Source organism: Nonomuraea sp. KM90 (genome assembly GCF_052246675.1).
Taxonomy (GTDB): Bacteria; Actinomycetota; Actinomycetes; order Streptosporangiales; family Streptosporangiaceae; genus Nonomuraea.
This window is the reverse complement of the sequence record NZ_JBQQCB010000042.1, coordinates 56,458-75,260: the sequence shown is the minus strand read 5'-3', so window position 1 is coordinate 75,260 and position 18,803 is coordinate 56,458. Positions and strand designations below refer to the sequence as shown.

At 69.9% G+C, this 18,803-nt stretch carries 17 protein-coding genes; 7 read left to right on the top strand and 10 right to left on the bottom strand.

Annotation, left to right across the window (positions count from 1 at the left end):
- The first annotated feature begins 100 nt into the window (after positions 1–100).
- Positions 101–829: a TetR family transcriptional regulator gene (locus tag ACTWPW_RS32835; RefSeq protein WP_443170885.1), complete on the top strand. Its 729-nt coding sequence runs from the start codon at positions 101–103 to the stop codon at positions 827–829.
- Between the two features lie 339 nt (positions 830–1,168).
- Here ACTWPW_RS32835 and ACTWPW_RS32830 read toward each other — a convergent pair whose 3' ends face one another.
- The 4 genes from ACTWPW_RS32830 to ACTWPW_RS32815 are packed head-to-tail and all read right to left on the bottom strand — an operon-like array spanning position 1,169 to position 5,899.
- Positions 1,169–3,088, bottom strand: a complete 1,920-nt coding sequence (locus ACTWPW_RS32830) for a DUF6807 family protein (RefSeq protein ID WP_443170884.1) — start codon at positions 3,086–3,088, stop codon at positions 1,169–1,171.
- Entirely contained in the window at positions 3,088–4,140 is a 1,053-nt protein-coding gene (locus tag ACTWPW_RS32825; protein ID WP_443170883.1) for a mandelate racemase/muconate lactonizing enzyme family protein, read from the bottom strand. The genes ACTWPW_RS32830 and ACTWPW_RS32825 overlap by 1 nt, the downstream gene beginning before the upstream one ends.
- Positions 4,137–5,009: a 5-dehydro-4-deoxyglucarate dehydratase gene (locus ACTWPW_RS32820; RefSeq protein WP_375113073.1), complete on the bottom strand. Its 873-nt coding sequence runs from the start codon at positions 5,007–5,009 to the stop codon at positions 4,137–4,139. Before ACTWPW_RS32820 ends, ACTWPW_RS32825 begins: the two co-directional genes overlap by 4 nt.
- Positions 5,006–5,899, bottom strand: coding sequence for an NAD-dependent epimerase/dehydratase family protein (locus ACTWPW_RS32815; protein ID WP_375113074.1), 894 nt, complete (start codon positions 5,897–5,899; stop codon positions 5,006–5,008). The genes ACTWPW_RS32820 and ACTWPW_RS32815 overlap by 4 nt, the downstream gene beginning before the upstream one ends.
- A 191-nt stretch (positions 5,900–6,090) precedes the next feature.
- On the opposite strand from ACTWPW_RS32815, the gene ACTWPW_RS32810 reads away from it, so the two are divergent.
- The 6 genes from ACTWPW_RS32810 (at position 6,091) to ACTWPW_RS32785 (ending at position 12,704) form a co-directional block, all read left to right on the top strand.
- On the top strand, positions 6,091–7,044 hold the full coding sequence (locus tag ACTWPW_RS32810; protein WP_364120760.1) for a LacI family DNA-binding transcriptional regulator: 954 nt from the start codon (positions 6,091–6,093) through the stop codon (positions 7,042–7,044).
- Positions 7,045–7,238: 194 nt separating this feature from the next.
- Positions 7,239–8,201 (top strand): carbohydrate ABC transporter permease, encoded by a 963-nt coding sequence (locus ACTWPW_RS32805; protein ID WP_375113075.1) that lies wholly within the window; start codon positions 7,239–7,241, stop codon positions 8,199–8,201.
- The gene (locus ACTWPW_RS32800) at positions 8,185–9,051 is read left to right on the top strand and encodes a carbohydrate ABC transporter permease (RefSeq protein WP_375113076.1); all 867 of its coding nucleotides are present in this window, start codon (positions 8,185–8,187) and stop codon (positions 9,049–9,051) included. The genes ACTWPW_RS32805 and ACTWPW_RS32800 overlap by 17 nt, the downstream gene beginning before the upstream one ends.
- Positions 9,052–9,094: 43 nt before the next feature.
- On the top strand, positions 9,095–10,384 hold the full coding sequence (locus ACTWPW_RS32795; RefSeq protein WP_375113078.1) for an extracellular solute-binding protein: 1,290 nt from the start codon (positions 9,095–9,097) through the stop codon (positions 10,382–10,384).
- A 9-nt stretch (positions 10,385–10,393) separates the two neighbouring features.
- On the top strand, positions 10,394–11,674 hold the full coding sequence (locus ACTWPW_RS32790; protein WP_443170882.1) for a Gfo/Idh/MocA family protein: 1,281 nt from the start codon (positions 10,394–10,396) through the stop codon (positions 11,672–11,674).
- Positions 11,664–12,704, top strand: coding sequence for a dienelactone hydrolase family protein (locus tag ACTWPW_RS32785; protein ID WP_375113080.1), 1,041 nt, complete (start codon positions 11,664–11,666; stop codon positions 12,702–12,704). The genes ACTWPW_RS32790 and ACTWPW_RS32785 overlap by 11 nt, the downstream gene beginning before the upstream one ends.
- 10 nt (positions 12,705–12,714) lie before the next feature.
- Here the strand turns inward: ACTWPW_RS32785 and ACTWPW_RS32780 are convergent, their stop codons facing one another.
- The 6 genes from ACTWPW_RS32780 to ACTWPW_RS32755 are packed head-to-tail and all read right to left on the bottom strand — an operon-like array spanning position 12,715 to position 18,752.
- Positions 12,715–14,499, bottom strand: coding sequence for an ABC transporter substrate-binding protein (locus ACTWPW_RS32780; protein WP_443170881.1), 1,785 nt, complete (start codon positions 14,497–14,499; stop codon positions 12,715–12,717).
- A gap of 17 nt (positions 14,500–14,516) precedes the next feature.
- Positions 14,517–14,792: a DUF2160 domain-containing protein gene (locus ACTWPW_RS32775; protein ID WP_375113081.1), complete on the bottom strand. Its 276-nt coding sequence runs from the start codon at positions 14,790–14,792 to the stop codon at positions 14,517–14,519.
- 2 nt (positions 14,793–14,794) lie between these two features.
- Positions 14,795–15,628 carry a carbohydrate ABC transporter permease gene (locus ACTWPW_RS32770; protein ID WP_443170880.1) on the bottom strand — a complete coding sequence of 278 codons (834 nt, stop codon included), beginning with the start codon at positions 15,626–15,628 and terminating at the stop codon, positions 14,795–14,797.
- A gap of 4 nt (positions 15,629–15,632) precedes the next feature.
- The gene (locus ACTWPW_RS32765) at positions 15,633–16,580 is read right to left on the bottom strand and encodes a carbohydrate ABC transporter permease (RefSeq protein WP_375113082.1); all 948 of its coding nucleotides are present in this window, start codon (positions 16,578–16,580) and stop codon (positions 15,633–15,635) included.
- A complete protein-coding gene (locus ACTWPW_RS32760; RefSeq protein WP_443170879.1) occupies positions 16,577–17,671 on the bottom strand; it encodes an ABC transporter ATP-binding protein in 1,095 nt (364 codons plus the stop codon). Before ACTWPW_RS32760 ends, ACTWPW_RS32765 begins: the two co-directional genes overlap by 4 nt.
- Positions 17,664–18,752: an ABC transporter ATP-binding protein gene (locus ACTWPW_RS32755; RefSeq protein ID WP_443170878.1), complete on the bottom strand. Its 1,089-nt coding sequence runs from the start codon at positions 18,750–18,752 to the stop codon at positions 17,664–17,666. The genes ACTWPW_RS32760 and ACTWPW_RS32755 overlap by 8 nt, the downstream gene beginning before the upstream one ends.
- Between the last annotated feature and the right edge of the window lie 51 nt (positions 18,753–18,803).

The following is an 18,803-nucleotide window of genomic DNA, read 5'->3' as shown; positions in this document are numbered from 1 at the left end:
CCTCCCGGTAGATCCCCCCGAGAGCAATTTCACCGATAGTACTATCGGTGAAATTACGCACAAGTGCCGCGGGACAATCGTTACGAGGGGAGGGGGATCGATGACAGGCACGCCGCTCACCAGGAGCGAGGCCAAGGATCTGACCAGGCGCAAGCTCGTTCGCGCCGCCCTGGCGATCCTGGACGAGGAGGGCGAGGCGGGGCTGACCACGGTCAAGGTCGCGAAGGCCGCCGGCATCGCCCAGTCCAGCTTCTACGTGCACTTCAAGGACATGCAGGAGCTGCTCGGGGTGCTCGTGGAGGAGGGCGGCGAGCGGTTGCGCGGATCGATGCGGGAGGCGCGCCGCAGGGCCCGCGAGGCTCCCGACGATCTCGAACGGCACCGCGAGACGTTCCGCATCCCCCTGGAGGCGATCTGCCGGCACCCCGAGCTGCTGCGCATCCAGCTCAGGGCCCGGCACGACCCGTCGTCCTCGCTGCGCGACTTCGCGGTGGAGACGGCGGCGGCCTACCGCGAGCACCACGCCGCCGACCTGGCCGCCCTCGGCTACACCGCCGACAACGAGCGTGACCGGCGGCGGCTGGAGATGATCGCCGAGGGGATAAACGCGGCCACCAACGCGCTGGCGATGGGCCACCTGGAGGGGCGCTACCCCGACCTGGCGGAGGCCGCCGACATCCTGACCGCCCTGTCGCGGGGCGCCCTCAGGCTGCTCAGGTCGACGTCGGGGAAGGCGGCGGGCGAGGCCGCCGCCCCCACGGGCCTTCTTCCCGAGACGGGTACGGTCGCCGAGGTCGCGCCCGTCAGCGACCCTCCCGGACGATCCTGACCGCGTCGGTTCCCGTGTGGTTGACGGCGAACAGGAAGGAGCGGCCGTCCGGGTGCGAGCGGCGTACGAGCTCGACCCCGGGCGTCCCCCGAACCGGACGCCCGCCTCCGCGCAGACCGCCGACAGGACTCGTTCCTGGGCCACGCGGGGCCCGCCCGAGGCGTACGTGTTCAGGACGGAGGCGGTGGTGGCCCGGGCGACCTCGCTCCACACCGCACCGGTGCCCCGCCGGCCAGCGCCTCGGGGTGGCGCTGCCCGGACCACGGTGGCGGGGAGGCGGTGGGCGTGGACAGGTAGGCCCGGATGCACCGCCGTAGACGATCAACGCGAAACTTCGCATCAGAGTCTCATGTCGGCCGCCAGGGCGGAAACCTCCTCCTCGGTCAGTCTTCCATCCGCCACGACGGTGACGACCCGCCTGGTCAGAGTGGTGTCGAGGACCAGCGGCGTGTCCCAGGCCAGCGCCTGCCCCACCCCCGGATACTCCTCGACCCGGACGAACCACGGGTCGCCGTCCGCCTGGACGAAGACCAGCGTCCAGTCCCGCCCCTCCGGAGTGGTGCCGGACATGGCCACCCACGGATTCCGGCTGCCGTGCACAGCCTGCTCGCCGCCCGGGAGCGTGGTCCTGGCGGCGGAGGTGCCGGGCGCGCGCCAGAAGAAGCCGCCGTACCCCGCGCCCGCCCGGCCCTTGGTGGCCGAGCTGTGGATCTCCAGCGGCGCGGCGGTGAGGTTGGTGAGCGTGAACGCGAAGTCCAGCGCCCAGGCGTCCCCGACCGGCCGGGCCGTGACCGTCCGCTCCTCGCGGACCAGCGGGCCGCCGGGGCCGGTCCACTCCAGCTGCTCGGCGAAGCCGCCGTCGTCCAGCCGGGTGAACGCCAGGTGCCGCTGCGTGCCGTGGTTGTCCAGCCAGGTGGGCCCCTGGTCCTTGACATACGTCCGGCCGCCCCAGAAGTTCGCCCCGCCGAGATCGGAGATCGCCACGCCCACGCCCAGGTGGTGCACGTGGTCCTCGGGGCGGACCTGGGTGACCTCCACGCCGCCGAGGGTGCGTACCCGGTGCAGGTAGGGGCGGGGCGAGTCGGTGACGGGCAGGTCGGGACGCCAGTCGTAGGCGGCCACCGCCCGGCCCGCCACCAGCAGCTCCACCCCCGTCCACGGCGCGCCGAGCTCCGAGTAGAGCGCCAGCTCGGCCGCGCTGCGGTCGGTCAGCTCGACCACGCCGGGCAGGATCCGGCCCACGACCGCGCCCGCCTCGTCCCGCCGTACCAGCTGGTGCCGTTCGGGGATCGGCAGCGGCTCGGGAGCCAGCCGTACCGCGTCCAGCACCTGCGTGAACGTCTCCGTGCGCGACAGCGGCACCAGCAGCTCCGCGCCCGTGCGCACGTGGTCGATGAGGTTCTCCAGCAGCCCCGTACGGTCGTGCACGGTCGTCGTGACCGAACCGTCGGCGAGCTCCACCTTGAGCCGGTCCTCGGTGTAGACCAGCGTGGCCCGGCCCCGGTCGCCGTGCACGACCAGGTACGGCTCGTGCCGCTCCGGCGCGAGCAACGTCACCGCGATCGTGATCACGAGCCCGTCCGCCAGCCGGACGCGCACGCAGGACGTGTCGTCCGACTCGATCGGATGGGCGTGGTAGAGCTCGGTCTCGATCTCCGCGATCGGGCTGTCCACCAGGGCGAGCGCGGTCGCGACGGCATGCGCGAACGGGTTCGTCAGCGCGCCGTCCACCACGTCCACCCCGTTCAGCCGGCGCCTGCCGGACCAGGGGGAGCGGGTGAAGTAGGCCGAGGGGCGCTCCCAGGCGCCCGCGCCGCCGATGCCGCGCACCCGGCCGAGCGCGCCGCTCGCGATCAGCTCGCGCAGCGCCGGGACGGCCGCCGAGCCGAGCGACTGGAAGCCGACCTGGCAGGCCAGGCCGGTCTCCGCGACCGCCGCGGCGATCCTGCGGTGCGCCTCCGGGCTGGCCGCGGGCGGCTTCTCCAGCAGCACGTGCGAGCCGGCGTGCAGCGCGGTCACCGCCAGGTCGGCGTGCGTGTCGATCGGTGTGCAGATGACGGTGACCTCGGCGCCGGTCTTCGCGATCAGATCGCCCAGGTCCGGAGACTGCAGCGGCGCCCCGAAGTCCACCTCCACCGGACGCAGGTCGCAGACGCCGGCCAGCTCGACCAGGCCGCGATCGGCCAGCAGGCGCAGGACGCCCAGATGGTGGCGGCCGTGGCCCTGCGCCCCGGCCAGTACGACCTTCACCGGCGCCATCACGACCACCTCAGCCCGAGGCCGGCGTGCCCGCCCGCGCGCAGCACGCCACCCGAGATCTCCACCGGGTACGGCTCCGCCAGCAACCCCAGCGCGGCGAACGAGGCGTCCTCCACGTCCTCCACCATGACCGGCAGCGGCAGGGACAGGGCGAGCTGCCCGGACACCTCGCTCAGCAGGTGCGGGTAGACCGGCACGTCGTACGTCCTGGCCAGCTCGGCGATCCGCAGGAACGGCGTGATGCCGCCGACCCGCACCACGTTCGGCTGGACGACGTCGCAGGCCCCGGCGGTCAGCAGATCGCGGAAGCCGTAGGTCGTGTAGACGTTCTCGCCGACCGCGACCGGCACGTCCACGGAGCGGCGCAGCTCCACGTGCGCGGCCACGTCGTCGGCGGGCAGCGGCTCCTCGATCCAGTGCAGGCCGAACTCCCGCAGCGCGGCCAGCGCCCGCCGGGCCCGGTGCAGGTCCCAGCGCTGGTTGGCGTCGATCATCAGCAGCCGGTCGGGCCCGATCACCTCGCGGACGGCGGCCACCCGGGCCACGTCCTCGGCCAGGTCCGGGCGGCCCACCTTGATCTTGACGCCCCGGTAGCCGGCGGCCACCCAGCGCCTGGCCTGCTCGACCAGCTCCTCCAGCGGATAGTGCAGGTTGACGCCGCTGCCGTAGACCGGCACCTCCTCGCGCCGCCGGCCCAGCGCGTCCGGCAGCCCGTCGGCGCCGCAGCGCAGGTCCCACAGCGCCAGGTCGACGCCGGCCAGCGCGATCGTGGTGATCCCGCCGGGGCCCGCCTCGCGCAGGTGCCGCCACAGCCGGTCCCACACCACCTCGGGGTGCGCGGGCAGCCCGATCAGCGCCTCGCGCAGGTCGTGGTCGAGCAGCGCCTTGACGGCGTGCGCGCCGATCTGCGGCGTCCACGAGAACCCGGTGCCGGTGCGCCCGTCCTTCAGCGTGACGTGGGTGACGATCACGTGGTTGGCGGGCACGTCCGCGCCCCAGGGGCGCGGCAGCGGGGCGGTGCGCAGCTCGGTACGCAGGTCCGCGATCGTCATGACGCCGCCCGTTCGAGACCGGTCTTGATCAGCGCCTCCAGCTCCTCCAGGTGCTCGCCGGTCACCTCGACCAGCGGCGGGCGGACGGCGCCGACGTCCAGGCCGCGCAACCGTACGCCGGCCTTGACCAGGGCGACCGGGTAGCCGGGAACCTTGCCGCGCAGGCGTACGAGGGGGGCGTAGAACTCGGTGAGCAACCGCTCGTCACCGTTGAGGTAGGCCAGCGCGATCTCGGGCGCGAACGCGAACACCGCGCTGGAGTACAGCTCCACGCCGATGCCCCGGTAGGCGGGCATGGTCAGCTCGGCCGTCGGCAGCCCGTTGAAGAACAGGAAGTCCGGGTAAACCTCGCGCACGGCCAGCACGGTCCGCTGCATCCGGTCGATGTCGCCCAGGCCGTCCTTCAGCCCGATCACCCCCGGGACGCCGGCCAGCGCGACCACCGCCTCCGGCTCCAGCACCACGGAGCCACGCTGGTAGACGATCACCGGCAGCACCTCGGCCACCGCCCGCACGTACGCCTCGAAGCCGTGCCCGGGCCCCTGGGCCAGGTACGGCGGCATGAGCAGCAGCCCGTCGGCGCCCGCCTCCCGCGCCGCCCGCGCCTGGTTCAGCGCCGAGCCGAGCGGCCCGCCCGCGCCCGCGAACAGCGGCACCCGGCCGCCCACGACCCCGGCCGCCACCCGCACCGCCCGCGCGTGCTCGGACTCGGACAGGGCCGAGAACTCGCCGGTGCCGCACGCCACGAACACGCCGCCCGGACCGTGCTCCATGCCCTGCCGCACATGCTCGGCCAGCACCTGCTCGGCAAGGGTGCCGTCGGCATCGAAGGGCGTCACGGGGAAGAACAGCACACCGCTGAGATTCATTCGGATTCATCCTTGAGTTCGGTACGCCAGCTGCGCTTGGGCTGCCAGCCGAGCAGGCGCTCTGCCTTGGCGATCGAGAAGGCGGGGGTGGTGCCGGTGAGCCCGGCCGCGAACGGCTCGGTGCCGGGCACGACCTGGGGCAGCAGGTCGGCCAGCGGCTTCCTGGCCAGCGCGTCGGACGCGCCGGCGAAGAAGACCTCGCCGTTGGGCAGTTCGGGCAGCGCCTCGGCGAGCACGGCGATCATCTCGGCGGCGTCGCGGGAGTCGATGTAGTTGAACAGCGACACCCCGCCCAGCTCGGGCCGGTCCAGCCGCTCGCGCACCGTGTGGCCGGACTGCGTGGGCGCGCCCGCCCACTCCTCCGGGGGGATCACGAAGCATGGCCGCACCGCCGCCATCTTCGTGCCGCCCGCCCGGGCGAACGCCTTCATCGTCTCCTCGGCCGCGACCTTGGACAGGTTGTAGGCGTTCCAGGGGCGTACGGGGTGCTCCTCGTCGATCGGGAGGTAGTGGGGCGCCCAGCCGCCGGGCGCGCCGTATCCCATGACGGTGGGGCTGCTGGCCATCACCAGGCCCGCCACGCCCAGGGCCACCGACGCCTCGCACACGTTGAACGCGAGCTGCGTGTTGACCTTGAAAATCACCGATTCCGGGAAGCTGAACGGGGTCGCGATCGCGGCCAGATGGATCACCGACTCCGGCCGGAACCTGGCGATCACCTCGAACGCCTCGCCCGTGTCGGTGAGGTCGGCCGGTAACGCGACGGCCGCCTCCGCCGGTGTTCCGGGGGCGCGGTCAACGCCTATGACCTCGTGCCCGGCCGCCGCGAGCGTGCTGACCACGCTGCGGCCGAGGCGTCCTGCGCTTCCGGTGACGAGGACTCTGCTCACCGTGAGGGGCTCCTTCAAGACTGCAAACAGTTGCACTAAACCTTTGTGTCAGGAAGGGTGAGGCGTCAAGAGGCGATTTCGTCACCGCCCGTCTAGCTGGGAGTTCTCGGCCTTGTCCTGAGGCGGCCGTGTGGCAAGCGCTTTCATCGTACTCATGGGTACTGCAATCGGTTGCGTTAGGGTGGGCGACTGTGACAGTGACGATTCGTGATGTGGCCAGGGCGTCCGGCGTGCATGTGTCGACGGTCTCCCGGACGTTCTCCGCGCCGCACATGGTGAACGCCGCCACCCGCACCAGGGTGCTGACCGTGGCCGAGGAGCTGGGATACCGGCCCAACCGGGCGGCCAGGGCGCTCACGACCGGGCGTACCCACAATCTCGGCCTGATCGTGGCCGACATCGCCAACCCGTTCTTCCCGCCGCTGATCAAGGCGGCGCACTCGGCGGCCCGGCAGCGCGACTACCACCTGTTCGTGGCCGACACCGACGAGGAGCCGGCCGCCGAGGAGGAGTTGGTGCAGGCGTTCTCCAAGCAGGTGGACGGCCTGGTGCTGTGCAGCCCGCGCTCCTCCAACAAGGCGCTGGAGCGGCTGGCCGAGCGGGTGCCGTTCGTGGTGATCAACCGGCGGCTGCGCGGCGCGGCCACCGTGCTGATGGACGTCGGCCACGGGGCCAGGCTGGCGGTCGAGCACCTGGCCGGGCTGGGGCACGCGCGGGTCGCGCTGGTCTCGGGGCCGGCCGGCTCGTGGACGAGCGCGGAGATCCGTACGGCCGCCGAACAGGTGCCGGGCGTCGAGCTCGTCGTCATCGGCCCCAACGCGCCCACCGAGCGGGGCGGGTTCGCCGCGGCGGCCCGGGTCCGGGACTCGGGGGCGACCGGCGTGCTGGCCTACAACGACCTGGTGGCGATCGGGCTCATCGAGGGGCTCGGCGATCTCGGGCTGAGCGTGCCCGAGGACGTCAGCGTGGTGGGGATAGACGACATCGTGCCCGGCCGGCTGAGCCGCCCGAAGCTCACCACGGTGGCCATGCCGACGGCCGCCGCCGGGCGGCTCGCGGTGGACCTGCTCATCCAGGAGGTCACCGCCACCACCTCGCTGGAGACCCGCCTGGTGATCAGGGACTCCACCGCTGCTCCACGATAGCCCGGCAGCTGCAAACGGTTGTACTAAACCGGAACGAAATTCATCTGACTTCTGGGGCGGGCACGCTTGTCAGCTGGGAAAACGCCGTGGCGATATATCGGTAACGGCTATGTAACGCCTGCAAAGGGTTGACGTAACTTTCCCGCCAGCTATAGGAAAGCGCTATCCATTCACTTCTCGCCGGAAGGTCCGTGATGACTGAAGTTTCGGTGGCGGTGAAACCTCACCACGCGGCGAAGCAGCCCGTACGTGGTGGTCACCGCTCCACGAAACGGTCCCGCCGCGAGGCACGTGCCGCCTATCTGTTCCTGGCTCCCTGGTTCGCCGGCCTGCTCATCATCACGATCGGCCCGATCTTCGCCTCCCTCTACCTGTCCTTCACGGACTACAGCCTCCTGGAGGAGGCCAAGTGGGTCGGGTTCGACAACTACGTGAAGATGTTCACCGAGGACCCGAGGTTCCTGGCCTCGCTGAAGGTCACCACGGTGTACGTGATCGTCTCGGTCCCGCTGCAGCTGGCCTTCGCCCTTGCGCTGGCGCTGGTGCTCGACCGGGGGCTGCGCGGGCTGCCCATCTACCGCTCGATCTTCTACCTGCCCTCGCTGCTGGGCGGCAGCGTCGCGATCGCGATCCTGTGGCGCAAGGTCTTCGGCGCCGAGGGCCTGGTCAACGCGGTGCTGTCGGTCTTCGGCATCCAGGGCCCCGGGTGGGTGGGTGACCCGGACACCGCGCTGGGGACGCTGATCCTGCTGCACGTGTGGACGTTCGGCGCCCCGATGATCATCTTCCTGGCCGGGCTCCGCCAGATCCCGAGCAGCTACTACGAGGCCGCCTCCGTGGACGGGGCGGGGCCGCTGCGGCAGTTCCGCTCGATCACGCTGCCGCTGCTGACGCCGATCATCTTCTTCAACCTCGTGCTGGAGCTCATCAAGTCGTTCCAGTCGTTCACGCAGGCGTTCATCGTGAGCGGTGGGAAAGGCGGCCCCGCCGACTCCACCCTCTTCTACACGCTCTACCTGTATCTGCAGGGGTTCAAGAACTACGACATGGGCTACGCGGCCGCGATGGCCTGGGTCCTGCTGCTGATCATCGCCGGGCTGACCGGGGTGAACTTCCTCGCTTCCAAGTATTGGGTCTTCTATGGCGACACCAAGTAGGCCGATCCCGGTCCTGTTCCGCCCGCTCAAGGGCGGGCCGGTGGTCAAGCACATCCTGCTGATCGGCTTCGGGCTGGTCATGCTCTATCCGCTGCTCTGGATGATCTCCAGCTCGCTCAAGCCGGAGGAGCTCATCTTCCGGCAGCCGGGGCTGTGGCCCAGCGAGGTCACGCTGGACAACTACACCGAGGGCTGGACCGCGCTCAAGCATCCCTTCGGCTACTACCTGTGGAACTCCGCGGTGATCACCGGATTGTCGGTCGTGGCGAACCTGGTCGCGTGCTCGCTGGCCGCCTACGCCTTCGCCCGGCTGAACTTCCCGCTGAAGAAGCTGTGGTTCGCGCTCATGCTGGGCACGATCATGCTGCCGCACCACGTGACGATCGTGCCGCAGTACATCATGTTCTCCGAGCTCGACCTGATCAACACGATCTGGCCGCTGGTCCTGCCGAAGATCCTGGCCACCGACGCGTTCTTCATCTTCCTCATGGTGCAGTTCATCCGCACGCTGCCCCGTGAGCTGGACGAGGCGGCGGAGATCGACGGCGCCGGTTACTGGCGGATCTTCATCAGGGTCGTCATGCCGCTGTGCATGCCGGCACTGGCCACGACCGCGATCTTCACGTTCATCTGGACCTGGAACGATTTCCTCAGCCAGCTCCTGTATCTCAACAATCCCGACAACTTCACCGTACCGGTAGCGTTGCGCACGTTCCTGGACGCCAGCAGCGACTCGTCGTGGGGCCCGATGTTCGCCATGTCGATCATCGCGCTCGGCCCCATCTTCGGGTTCTTCCTGGCAGGTCAGAAGTACCTGATCCGTGGTGTGGCCACCACGGGCCTGAAGTAGTTCCTCCACCCCCCAACAGAGAACACCCATAGGAGGTAGAGCCGTGAGCTCTGGCAAGAAGATGTGGTCGGCGGCACTGCTCGCCACCGCTGTGCTGGCGGTCACCGCGGCCTGCGGCGGCGGCAGCGGCGGCGGCGGCGAGACCGCCGACGGCAAGATCAAGCTGCGCTTCTCCTATTGGGGCAGCGACGCGCGGCAGAAGATGACCGAAGAGGCGATCAAGAAGTTCGAGGCGAAGAACCCGACCATCGACGTCGAGGGCGAGTTCTCGGACTGGGCCAGCTACTACGAGACGCTCTCCACGAAGGTCGCGGGCAGTGACGCGCCGGACGTGATGAGCCTGGAGATCCGCGGCCTGCGCGAGTACGCCGACCGCGGCACCCTCGCCGACCTGGCTAGCAAGGTCAACACCGCCGACATCGACGGCAAGGTGCTGGCCACCGGCGCCATCGACGGCAAGCAGTTCGCCATCCCCACCGGTGTCAACGCCTTCTCCCTGATCGTCAACAAGGCGCTGGTCGAGCAGGCGAAGGCGGAGCTGCCCGACGACAAGCAGTGGACGTGGGAGGAGTACGTCGAGCTGGCCAACAAGGTCACCTCCGGCAGCGGCGGCAAGATCACCGGCACGCAGCTGAGCTGGAACCCCGCCTACCTGCAGATCTACGCCACGCAGAAGGGTGAGCCGTTCTACAGCGGCAACAAGCTCGGCCTGTCGCCCGAGACCATCAAGGAATGGTGGGCGATCATGCAGAACCTCATCAAGGGCAAGGGCGCCCCCGACGCCGCCAAGAGCACCGAGATCGGCGCCACCAGCATCGACCAGTCGCTGCTGGGCACCAACACCGGCGCGATGGGCATGTGGTGGAGCAACCAGCTCGGCGCCGCCAGCAAGGCCTCCGGCCAGGAGCTGGACCTGCTGCGGATGCCGAAGATCAAGGGCGCCACCACCGGCGGCATGTTCCTGCAGCCGGCCATGTTCTACAGCGCCTCCTCGAAGACCGAGCACGCCGCCGAGGCCGCCAAGTTCATCGACTACATGATCAACGACCCCGAGGCGGGTCAGATCATCCTCAGCGACCGCGGCCTGCCGGCCAGCTCCAAGGTGCTGGCCGCGGTGCGGGACAAGCTTCCCGACGCGGACAAGAAGACGCTGGCCTTCCTCGACGAGGCCAAGGGCGAGCTGACCGACCCGCCCGCCGCCCCGCCGAAGGGCGCCAGCGCCATGGAGGACATCCTCACGCGGTACTCGGAGGAGGTCATGTTCGGCCGCATGACCCCCGACGACGCCGCACAGAAGTTCATCACGGAGGCCAACGCCTCCATCGCCGGCTAAAGGAGAGACATGAAGTACGCGTTCGTCGGGCTCGGGCACCGCGCGCAGATGTACGTCGACGCGCTGCTCGGGGAGTGGCGTGACGCCGGCACCATCGTCGCCCTGTGCGACACCAACCGGACCCGCATGGACTACTACGTCGAGCGGATCGGTCAGGAAGTGCCGTGTTTCGCCCCCGCTGAGTTCGACAAGGTGCTCGAGCTCGCCGACGCGGTCATCGTCACCACCGTCGACGTCACGCACGCCCGCTACGTGTGCGCGGCGCTCGACGCCGGGCGGGACGTCATCGTGGAGAAGCCGCTCACGATCGACGCGGACGGCTGCGCGGCCATCGCCGAGGCGGCCGAGCGCAGCACCGGCAAGCTGATCGTGACGTTCAACTACCGGTACTCGCCGCGCAACTCCGCCGTGCGCCGCCTGCTCATGCAGGGCGCGATCGGCGAGGTGACCTCGGTGCACTTCGAGTGGACCCTCGACACCATCCACGGCGCCGACTACTTCCGCCGCTGGCACCGCGACCGGGCCAACTCCGGCGGGCTGCTGGTGCACAAGTCCACCCACCACTTCGACCTGGTCAACTGGTGGCTCGGGTCGGCTCCGGAGCTCGTCTTCGCCCAGACCGACCTGCGCTTCTACGGCGCCGAGAACGCCAGGAAGCGCGGCCTGGAGGAGCGCCCCGAGCGCGGGCAGGGCGCGCCCGGGCTGGGCACCGACCCGTTCATCCTGGACATCTCCGCCGACCCCCGGCTCAAGCGCCTCTACCTGGACGCCGAGCACGAGGACGGCTACATCCGCGACCAGGACGTCTTCGGCGAGGGCATCAACATCGACGACAACATGTCCGTCATGGTGCGCTACGCCAACCGCGCCGTCCTGACCTACTCCCTGCACGCCCACGCGCCCTGGGAGGGCTACCGGGTGGCCTTCAACGGCACGGCCGGGCGGCTGGAGCTGGACGTGGTGGAGCGGGAGTGGACGCCGCCGCACGCCGCCATCGACCCGAGCGCGGCCGCCAAGGAGCACGCGACCGGGTCCTGGGAGCGGCTCATGCTGCGCCGGCACTGGAGCGAGCCGGAGGAGGTGCCCATCGAGACAGGGGCCGGCGGGCACGGCGGGGGCGACCGCCTGCTGCTCAACGACGTCTTCTGCGGCCCCGAGGGCGACCCGCTGGCCCGGCAGGCCGGCTACCGCGACGGCATCCGCAGCGTGCTGACCGGCCACGCGGCCAACGTCTCGGCCCGTACCGGGGCTCCCGTGCACCTGGCGGACGACGGCACGCGTGTTCGCTGAGCTGGCCGGGATCGCCGCGGCGCAGCGCGGGCTGTACCCGGTCCTTCCGGGGCCCGAGCTGCGCGCGGCGGCGCGCGAGGCCATCGGGGTGCTCGACCTCGTGGCCGGTGACGTCCGGGTCGAGCGGACCTGGACCGCGGGTGACCTGTACGGCGAGGAGCTGTCCTGGTCGGTGGGGTTCGGGCCGCGCACGCGGGCCTACCTGCTGCGGCCCCGGGACGCGGCCGGGCCGCTGCCCGGAGTGGTGGCGCTGCACTGCCACGCCGGGATGAAGTGGGCCGGCAAGGAGAAGATCGCCGACGGTCCCGAGGGGCCGTCGCCCGAGGTGCGGCGGCTGCGGGACGACATCTACGGCGGCCGGGCGTTCGCCGGCGAGCTGGCCCGGCGCGGGTTCGCGGTGCTGGCGCACGACGCGTTCGTGTGGGGCAGCCGCCGCTTCCCCCTGGACATCGAGGACGGACCCCTCAGCGAGGCCGACCGTTACGACCTCGCCGCCAGGCAGCACGAGCACGTGGTCGCCAAGCACTGCGCGGTGCTGGGCACCTCGTTCACCGGCGTCGTGGCGGGGGAGGACCTCGCGGCGGCGGCCTACCTGCGCTCCCGGCCCGACGTCGGGCCGGTCGGGTGCGTGGGGCTGTCGGGCGGCGGGCTGCGGGCCGCGCTGCTCGGGGCGTTCGACCCGGACATGCGCGCGGTCGTGGTCGCCGCGATGGTCTCGTCCTACCGGGACATGCTCGGCGGGCACGTCGAGAAGCACACCTGGATGTTGTGGCCGCCGGGCCTGCCGCGGCTGGGCGACTGGCCCGACCTGGTCGCCGCCCGCGCCCCGGCGCCGCTCATGGTCCAGTACGCGATGCGCGACGAGCTGTTCCCCGAGGAGGGGATGCGCCGCGCCCACGCCCGGATCAGCGAGCGCTACCGCGACGCCCCCGGCGCTTACCAGGCCGACTTCGCCGACGTGCCGCACAGCTTCGACGTGCCCATGCAGGAGCGGGCCTTCGACTGGCTCGCCGCGCACGTCAAGGAGTAGGGCTCCGCTCTCAGTCGGCCTTCTTCCAGGTGGCGATCAGCTTGTCGTAGTCGAGGGTCTCCGGCTTGCCCCGCTCGTCGGCCAGCTTCGGCGCGGGGGCGCCCGGCTGGTCGTACCAGTACTGGGCGGGCCGCTCCTGGTTCAGCTTCGGCGCGCACTGGCCGCCGTACCCCTGCCGCTCGCGCGAGAGCCGTTCCAGCCGGGACAGGATGTCGTCCTGCTGCTTGGCCAGGTTGTCCATCGACTGCTGCGGCGTGGTCTCGCCGGTCACGGCGGTGGCCACGTTCTGCCACCAGAGCTGGGCCAGTTTGGGGTAGTCGGGCACGTTCGTGCCGGTCGGGGTCCACTGCACGCGGGCCGGTGAACCGTAGAACTCGATGAGGCCGCCGTACTTCTTGGCGTTGTCGGCGAAGTACTGGCTCTTGATGTCCGATTCGCGGATGAACGTCAGGCCGACGATCGACTTCTTCAGCGACACCGTCTTCGACGTGACGAACTGCGCGTACAGCCAGGCCGCGGCCCGGCGGTCCTGCGGGGTGCTCTTCAGCAGCGTCCACGAGCCGGCGTCCTGGTAGCCCAGCTTGTTGCCGTCCTTCCAGTACGCGCCGTGCGGGCTGGGCGCGATGCGCCACTTCGGCGTGCCGTCGCTGTTGACGACCGGCAACCCCTCCTTGGTCATGTCGGCCGTGAACGAGGTGTACCAGAAGATCTGCTGGGCGATGTTGCCCTGCGCCGGCACCGGGCCGGCCTCGCTGAAGTTCATGCCCGCGGCCTCGCGGGGGGCGTACTTCTTCAGCCAGTCCACGTACTTGGTCAGGGCGTAGACCGCGGCCGGGCCGTTGGTGTCGCCGCCGCGGGTGACCGACGAGCCGACCGGGCGGCAGTTCTCCACCCGGATGCCCCAGTCGTCCACCGGCAGGCCGTTCGGGATGCCGGGGTCGCCGTTGCCGGCCATGGACAGCCAGGCGTCGGTGAAGCGCCAGCCCAGCGACGGGTCCTTGCGGCCGTAGTCCATGTGGCCGTAGACCTTCTTGCCGTCGATGGTGCCGTTGCCGTTGACCTTGCTGGTGAAGAACTCGGCGATGTCCTCGTAGGCCGCCCAGTTGACCGGGACGCCGAGGTCGTAGCCGTACGCGTCCTTGAACTGCTTCTTGATCTCCGGGTCGGTGAACCAGTCGTAGCGGAACCAGTACAGGTTCGCGAACTGCTGGTCGGGGAGCTGGTAGATCTTCTTGTCCGGCCCGGTGGTGAAGCTGATGCCGATGAAGTCGTTCAGGTCCAGCGTGGGCGAGGTGACGTTCTTGCCCTCTCCGGCCATGTAGTCCGACAGCGGCACCACGTAGTCGCCGCGCGAGTGCGTGCCGATGAGGTCGGAGTCGTTGACGTAGGCGTCGTAGATGTTCTGGTTGCCCTGGATCTGGGTCTGGAGCTTCTCGACGACGTCACCCTCCTGGATCAGGTCGTGCTTGATCCTGATCCCGGTGATCTCGGTGAACGCCTTGGCGAGCTGCTGCGACTCGTACTCGTGCGTGGTGATCGTCTCGGAGACCACGTTGATCTGCATGCCCCGGTACGGGGCCGCGGCCTTGATGAACCAGTCCATCTCCGCGATCTGCTGGTCCTTGCTCAGGGTGCTCGGCGTGAACTCCTCTGACACCCACCGCTGGGCCGCGGCCTTGCCGTCGGCCTCCTTGAAGTCGCTCGCGGGTCGCTCCGCGCCCTGCGTGCAGCCGGCCGCTATCAGGACGAGCGCGGCCAGACCTACGGCCGCGGACTTGCCTGCCCGATGCCTCATCCTAGGCTCCTCTTCTGTTAGCCCCATATGCCGATCACGACCGCCACGAGCAGCGCGCAGCCGAGTGCGAGCCACATGGACAGGTCGGTGATTGCGATCCAGCCGGCCAGCACGACGGCGGCGGTGATCAGGCCGATGTAGAGCCGGTCGCCCCGATCGGTCTCGATGCGCAGGAAGCCCCGCCTGGCCACAGGAGGGGAGATCCGGCCCCAGACCGTCATGACGACCAGCAGCAGTGCCAGCCCGGCGAACACCAGGGCCGTGGGGGCGGTCCAGACCATCCATTCGAGCACGGCTAGACCCTTCCCAGGGCGAAGCCCTTGGCGATGTAGTTCCGTACGAACCAGATGACGATGGCGCCGGGGACGATGGTGAGGACGCCGGCCGCCGCCAGCAGCCCCCAGTCCACGCCCGCCGCGCTCACCGTTCGCGTCATCGTCGCGGCTATCGGCTTGGCGTCCACCGAGGTGATCGTCCGGGCGATCAGCAGCTCGACCCAGCTGAACATGAAGCAGAAGAACGCCGTCACGCCGATCGCGGAGCGGATCATCGGCAGGAAGATCTTGATGAAGAAGCGCGGCAGCGAATAGCCGTCTATCGCCGCGGTCTCGTCTATTTCCCGCGGAATTCCGGACATGAATCCTTCGAGGATCCAGACCGCGAGCGGGACGTTGAAGAGCATGTGCGCGATGGCCACGCCGAGGTGCGTGTCGAAGAGGCCGACGCTCTGGTAGATCTGGAAGAACGGCAGCAGGAACACCGCCGGTGGCGCCATGCGGTTGGTCAGCAGCCAGAAGAACAGATGCTTGTCCCCGGCGAACCGGAAGCGGGAGAACGCGTACGCCGCCGGCAGCGCCACGATCAGCGACATCACGGCGTTCAGCGAGGTGTAGACGATGGAGTTGAGATAGCTGGAATACCACACGGAGTCGGTGAAGAAGGTGGCGTAGTTGTCGAACGTCACGCGCTGCGGGATGAGCGAGAAGCTGCCGAGGATGTCCTCGTTCGGGCGGATCGACATGCCGAACATCCACAACAGCGGCAACATCAGCGTGGCGACGTAGAGCCAGAAGACCGTGCGCGCCCAGGGGAGCCGCCGGCCGGTGGTCCTGTCTCGCTTGACGGCCATCACCTCACCTCCCCGACCTGGTGAGCACGGTGAAGAAGACGTAGCAGAGGATCTGCACGATCAGGAAGTAGAGCAGCGAGAACGCCCCCGCCGGGCCCAGGTCGAACTGGCCGACCGCGATCTTGGAGAGCAGGATGCTGAGGAACGAGGTGGCGTTGCCGGGCCCGCCGCCGGTGACCACGAACGGCTCGGTGTAGATCATGAAGCTGTCCATGAACCTGAGCAGGATCGCGATCGTCAGCACCCCGCGCAGCCGGGGCAGCTGGATGTGCCGGAACGTGGCCCACGCCGAGGCGCCGTCGATCTGCGCGGCCTGGAAGTACGGCTCCGGGATCGAGCGCAGACCCGCGTACGCCAGCAGTGCCACCAGCGGCGTCCAGTGCCACACGTCCATGACCAGGACCGTGATCCAGGCGTCCGTCGAGTCCAGCGTGTAGTTGAAGTTGATCCCCAGCACGTTGTTGATCGTCCAGCCGCCCAGCCCGATGTCGCCGCGGGCGAAGATCTGCCAGATCGTGCCCACCACGTTCCACGGGATGAGCAGCGGCAGCGCGACCAGCACCAGCGCGACCGACACCCACAGGCCCCGGCGCGGCATGACCACGGCCAGCGCCACGCCCAGGGGGATCTCCAGCAGCAGCACCTGCCCCGAGAACAGCAGCGTGCGCACCAGCGCCGCGCGCACCTCCGGGTCCCGCGCGATCGACCGGAACCACTCCAGGCCGACGAAGACCCGGTCGTTGGGGCTGAAGACGTCCTGCACGGAGAAGTTGACCACGGTCATCAGCGGGATCACCGCGGTGAACGCCACCGACACGACCACCGGCAGGACCAGCCACCAGGCCCGGTTGTCCTTGCGTTTCAGCGCGGCGCGCGGCTCCTCCTCGGCGGTGGCCTCGGTGACGACCTCGCCGCTCACCTGGCTGCCCGCGACAGTGGCCTGGTCGGTCACGCCGGCCCCCTTCCGTTCAGGGGTGCGAGGGAACCGCACCTGACCTTGTCCCGGAACAGGAACGTGCGGTCGGCGGGGAAGTGCAGGAACTCGACCGCGCCGGGCTCGTGGGCGGAGCCCGCCTCGGTCTTGGCGATCACCTGGTGCTCGCCGACCACGGTGTGGACCAGGTCGTACGCGCCCATCCGGTCCACCCCGACCACCTGGGCCGGCACCCCGGGAGAGGTGAGCGCGCCGGTGACCAGCACGAACTCGGGCCGCACCCCGATCCGGACCGGCCCCGGCGGCAGGGGCTCCAAGATCGCCCCCACATCCGCCTGCCCGATGCGCACGACGTCCCCGACGATCTCGGCGGGCAGCATGTTCATGCCGGGGGAGCCGATGAAGTGGCCGACGAACTCGTGCGCCGGCGACAGGAACAGCTCCGCCGGCTGCCCGGCCTGCACGATCTCGCCGTCGTTGAGCACGACCACCTCGTCGGCGAACGTCAGCGCCTCCGTCTGGTCGTGGGTGACGTAGATCAGCGTGTGGCCGGTGTCGCGGTGGATCTCCTTGAGCTTGCTGCGCAGCGTCCACTTGAGCGTGGGGTCCACCACGGTCAGCGGCTCGTCGAGGAGCACGGCGGCGACCTGGGAGCGGACGAGGCCGCGACCCAGGCTGACGATCTGCTGGCGGCCCGGGTCGAGCCGGCGTGACCTGCGGTTCAGGACCTGGTCGAGACCGAGGAGCTGCGAGACCTGGCGGACCCGCTGGTCGATCTCCGGCTTCGGGACCTTCCGGTTCCTGAGGGGGAAGGCGAGGTTGTCGTAGACCGACATCTCCTCGTACAGGACCGGGAACTGGAAGACCTGCGCGATGTTGCGGCCCGCGGTGGGCACGCCGGTGACGTCGCGGTCGTCGAGGAAGATCCGGCCCACCGTGGGTGTGATCAGGCCGGAGATGATGTTCAGCAGCGTCGTCTTGCCGCAGCCGCTGGGGCCCAGCAGCGCGTACGCCCTGGAGCCGCGCCACGTCCACGTCATCGGCTTGACCGCCCACGTCCGGCCGCCGTCGTAGCTGTGGCCCACGCCCTCCAGCCGGATGTCAGCCATGCAGGTCCACCTCCGCGGCGCTGGTGGCGAGCAGGCGGCCCGCGCGGTCGAAGACGAAGACGTGCGCGGGGTTCACGTACGCGACCGTGGGCTGGCCCGGGGTGAACAGCCGGGGGCCCGGCAGGTGGGCGACCAGGTGGCGGCCGCCTTCGAGGAGGAGGTGCAGGAACGTCGCGCTCCCGGTGACCTCGGCGAGCCTGATCTCGGCGGGCAGCTCCAGCGCGCCGGGGCCGTCGGGGGTGATCGACACCTGGTGGGGCCGCACGCCCAGCAGGACGTCCTGGCCGGACGCGTGCGCGCGGGGCGCGGGGAAGGAGGTGCCGAGCACCTCGATCCGCCCGTCGCGGACGACGCCGGGCAGCAGGTTGAGCGGCGGGTCGCTGAGCGTGGCGGCCACGGCCAGCGTCGGCGGGTGCGCGTACATGTCGGCGACGTCGCCGACGTGCTGGACCTTGCCCTCGCCCAGGACCACAGTAGGCGCGGCGAACGTCAGCGCCTCGCCGGGGTCGGCGGTGGAGTAGAGCACCACGCCGGAGGAGCCGGCGAACATGCTCTTCAGGTCGGCCCGCAACTGCTCGCGCAGCTTGAAGTCCAGGTTGGCCAGAGGCTCGTCGAGCAGCAGCACGTCCACGGGGCGGGCCAGGGCGCGGGCGATGGCGGTGCGCTGCTGCTGCCCGCCCGACAGCTCGGCGGGCCGGCGGTCGAGGAGCTCGGCGATGCCCATGAGCTCGGCCACCTCGCGCACCCGGCGGTCCACGCCGTCGCGGCGGAATCGCGAGTCGAGGCGGAGCGGGGAGGCGATGTTCTCGTAGACGGTCAGCGACGGGTAATTGATGAATTGCTGATAGACGAAGGCGACCGAACGTTTTCGCACCGAAATTCCGGTGACGTCTTTTCCGTTGACCGTCACCCGGCCTGAGTCGGGCGTCAGCAAACCGGCGACGACCCGCATCAACGTCGTCTTTCCCGCCGTCATCGGGCCGATGAGGGTGGTCATTCCATCAGATAATTCCAGGCGGATGTCGTCGAGCCAGATCTCTCCGCGCTGTCGCACGGAGACGCCGTCGAGAATCACCGTCACTGTGCCCGGTCCTCTCTGCTTCCCTCCCTTCTAACATGATCTGAATGTGCC

Excerpts from the sequence above, each read along its gene's own strand:
- ACTWPW_RS32835 (WP_443170885.1), top strand. The coding sequence starts at position 101 with ATGACAGGCACGCCGCTCACCAGGAGCGAGGCCAAGGATCTGACCAGG.
- ACTWPW_RS32830 (WP_443170884.1), bottom strand. The coding sequence starts at position 3,088 with ATGGCGCCGGTGAAGGTCGTACTGGCCGGGGCGCAGGGCCACGGCCGC.
- ACTWPW_RS32825 (WP_443170883.1), bottom strand. The coding sequence starts at position 4,140 with ATGACGATCGCGGACCTGCGTACCGAGCTGCGCACCGCCCCGCTGCCG.
- ACTWPW_RS32820 (WP_375113073.1), bottom strand. The coding sequence starts at position 5,009 with ATGAATCTCAGCGGTGTGCTGTTCTTCCCCGTGACGCCCTTCGATGCC.
- ACTWPW_RS32805 (WP_375113075.1), top strand. The coding sequence starts at position 7,239 with ATGACTGAAGTTTCGGTGGCGGTGAAACCTCACCACGCGGCGAAGCAG.
- ACTWPW_RS32800 (WP_375113076.1), top strand. The coding sequence starts at position 8,185 with ATGGCGACACCAAGTAGGCCGATCCCGGTCCTGTTCCGCCCGCTCAAG.
- ACTWPW_RS32790 (WP_443170882.1), top strand. The coding sequence starts at position 10,394 with ATGAAGTACGCGTTCGTCGGGCTCGGGCACCGCGCGCAGATGTACGTC.
- ACTWPW_RS32780 (WP_443170881.1), bottom strand. The coding sequence starts at position 14,499 with ATGAGGCATCGGGCAGGCAAGTCCGCGGCCGTAGGTCTGGCCGCGCTC.
- ACTWPW_RS32770 (WP_443170880.1), bottom strand. The coding sequence starts at position 15,628 with ATGGCCGTCAAGCGAGACAGGACCACCGGCCGGCGGCTCCCCTGGGCG.
- ACTWPW_RS32760 (WP_443170879.1), bottom strand. The coding sequence starts at position 17,671 with ATGGCTGACATCCGGCTGGAGGGCGTGGGCCACAGCTACGACGGCGGC.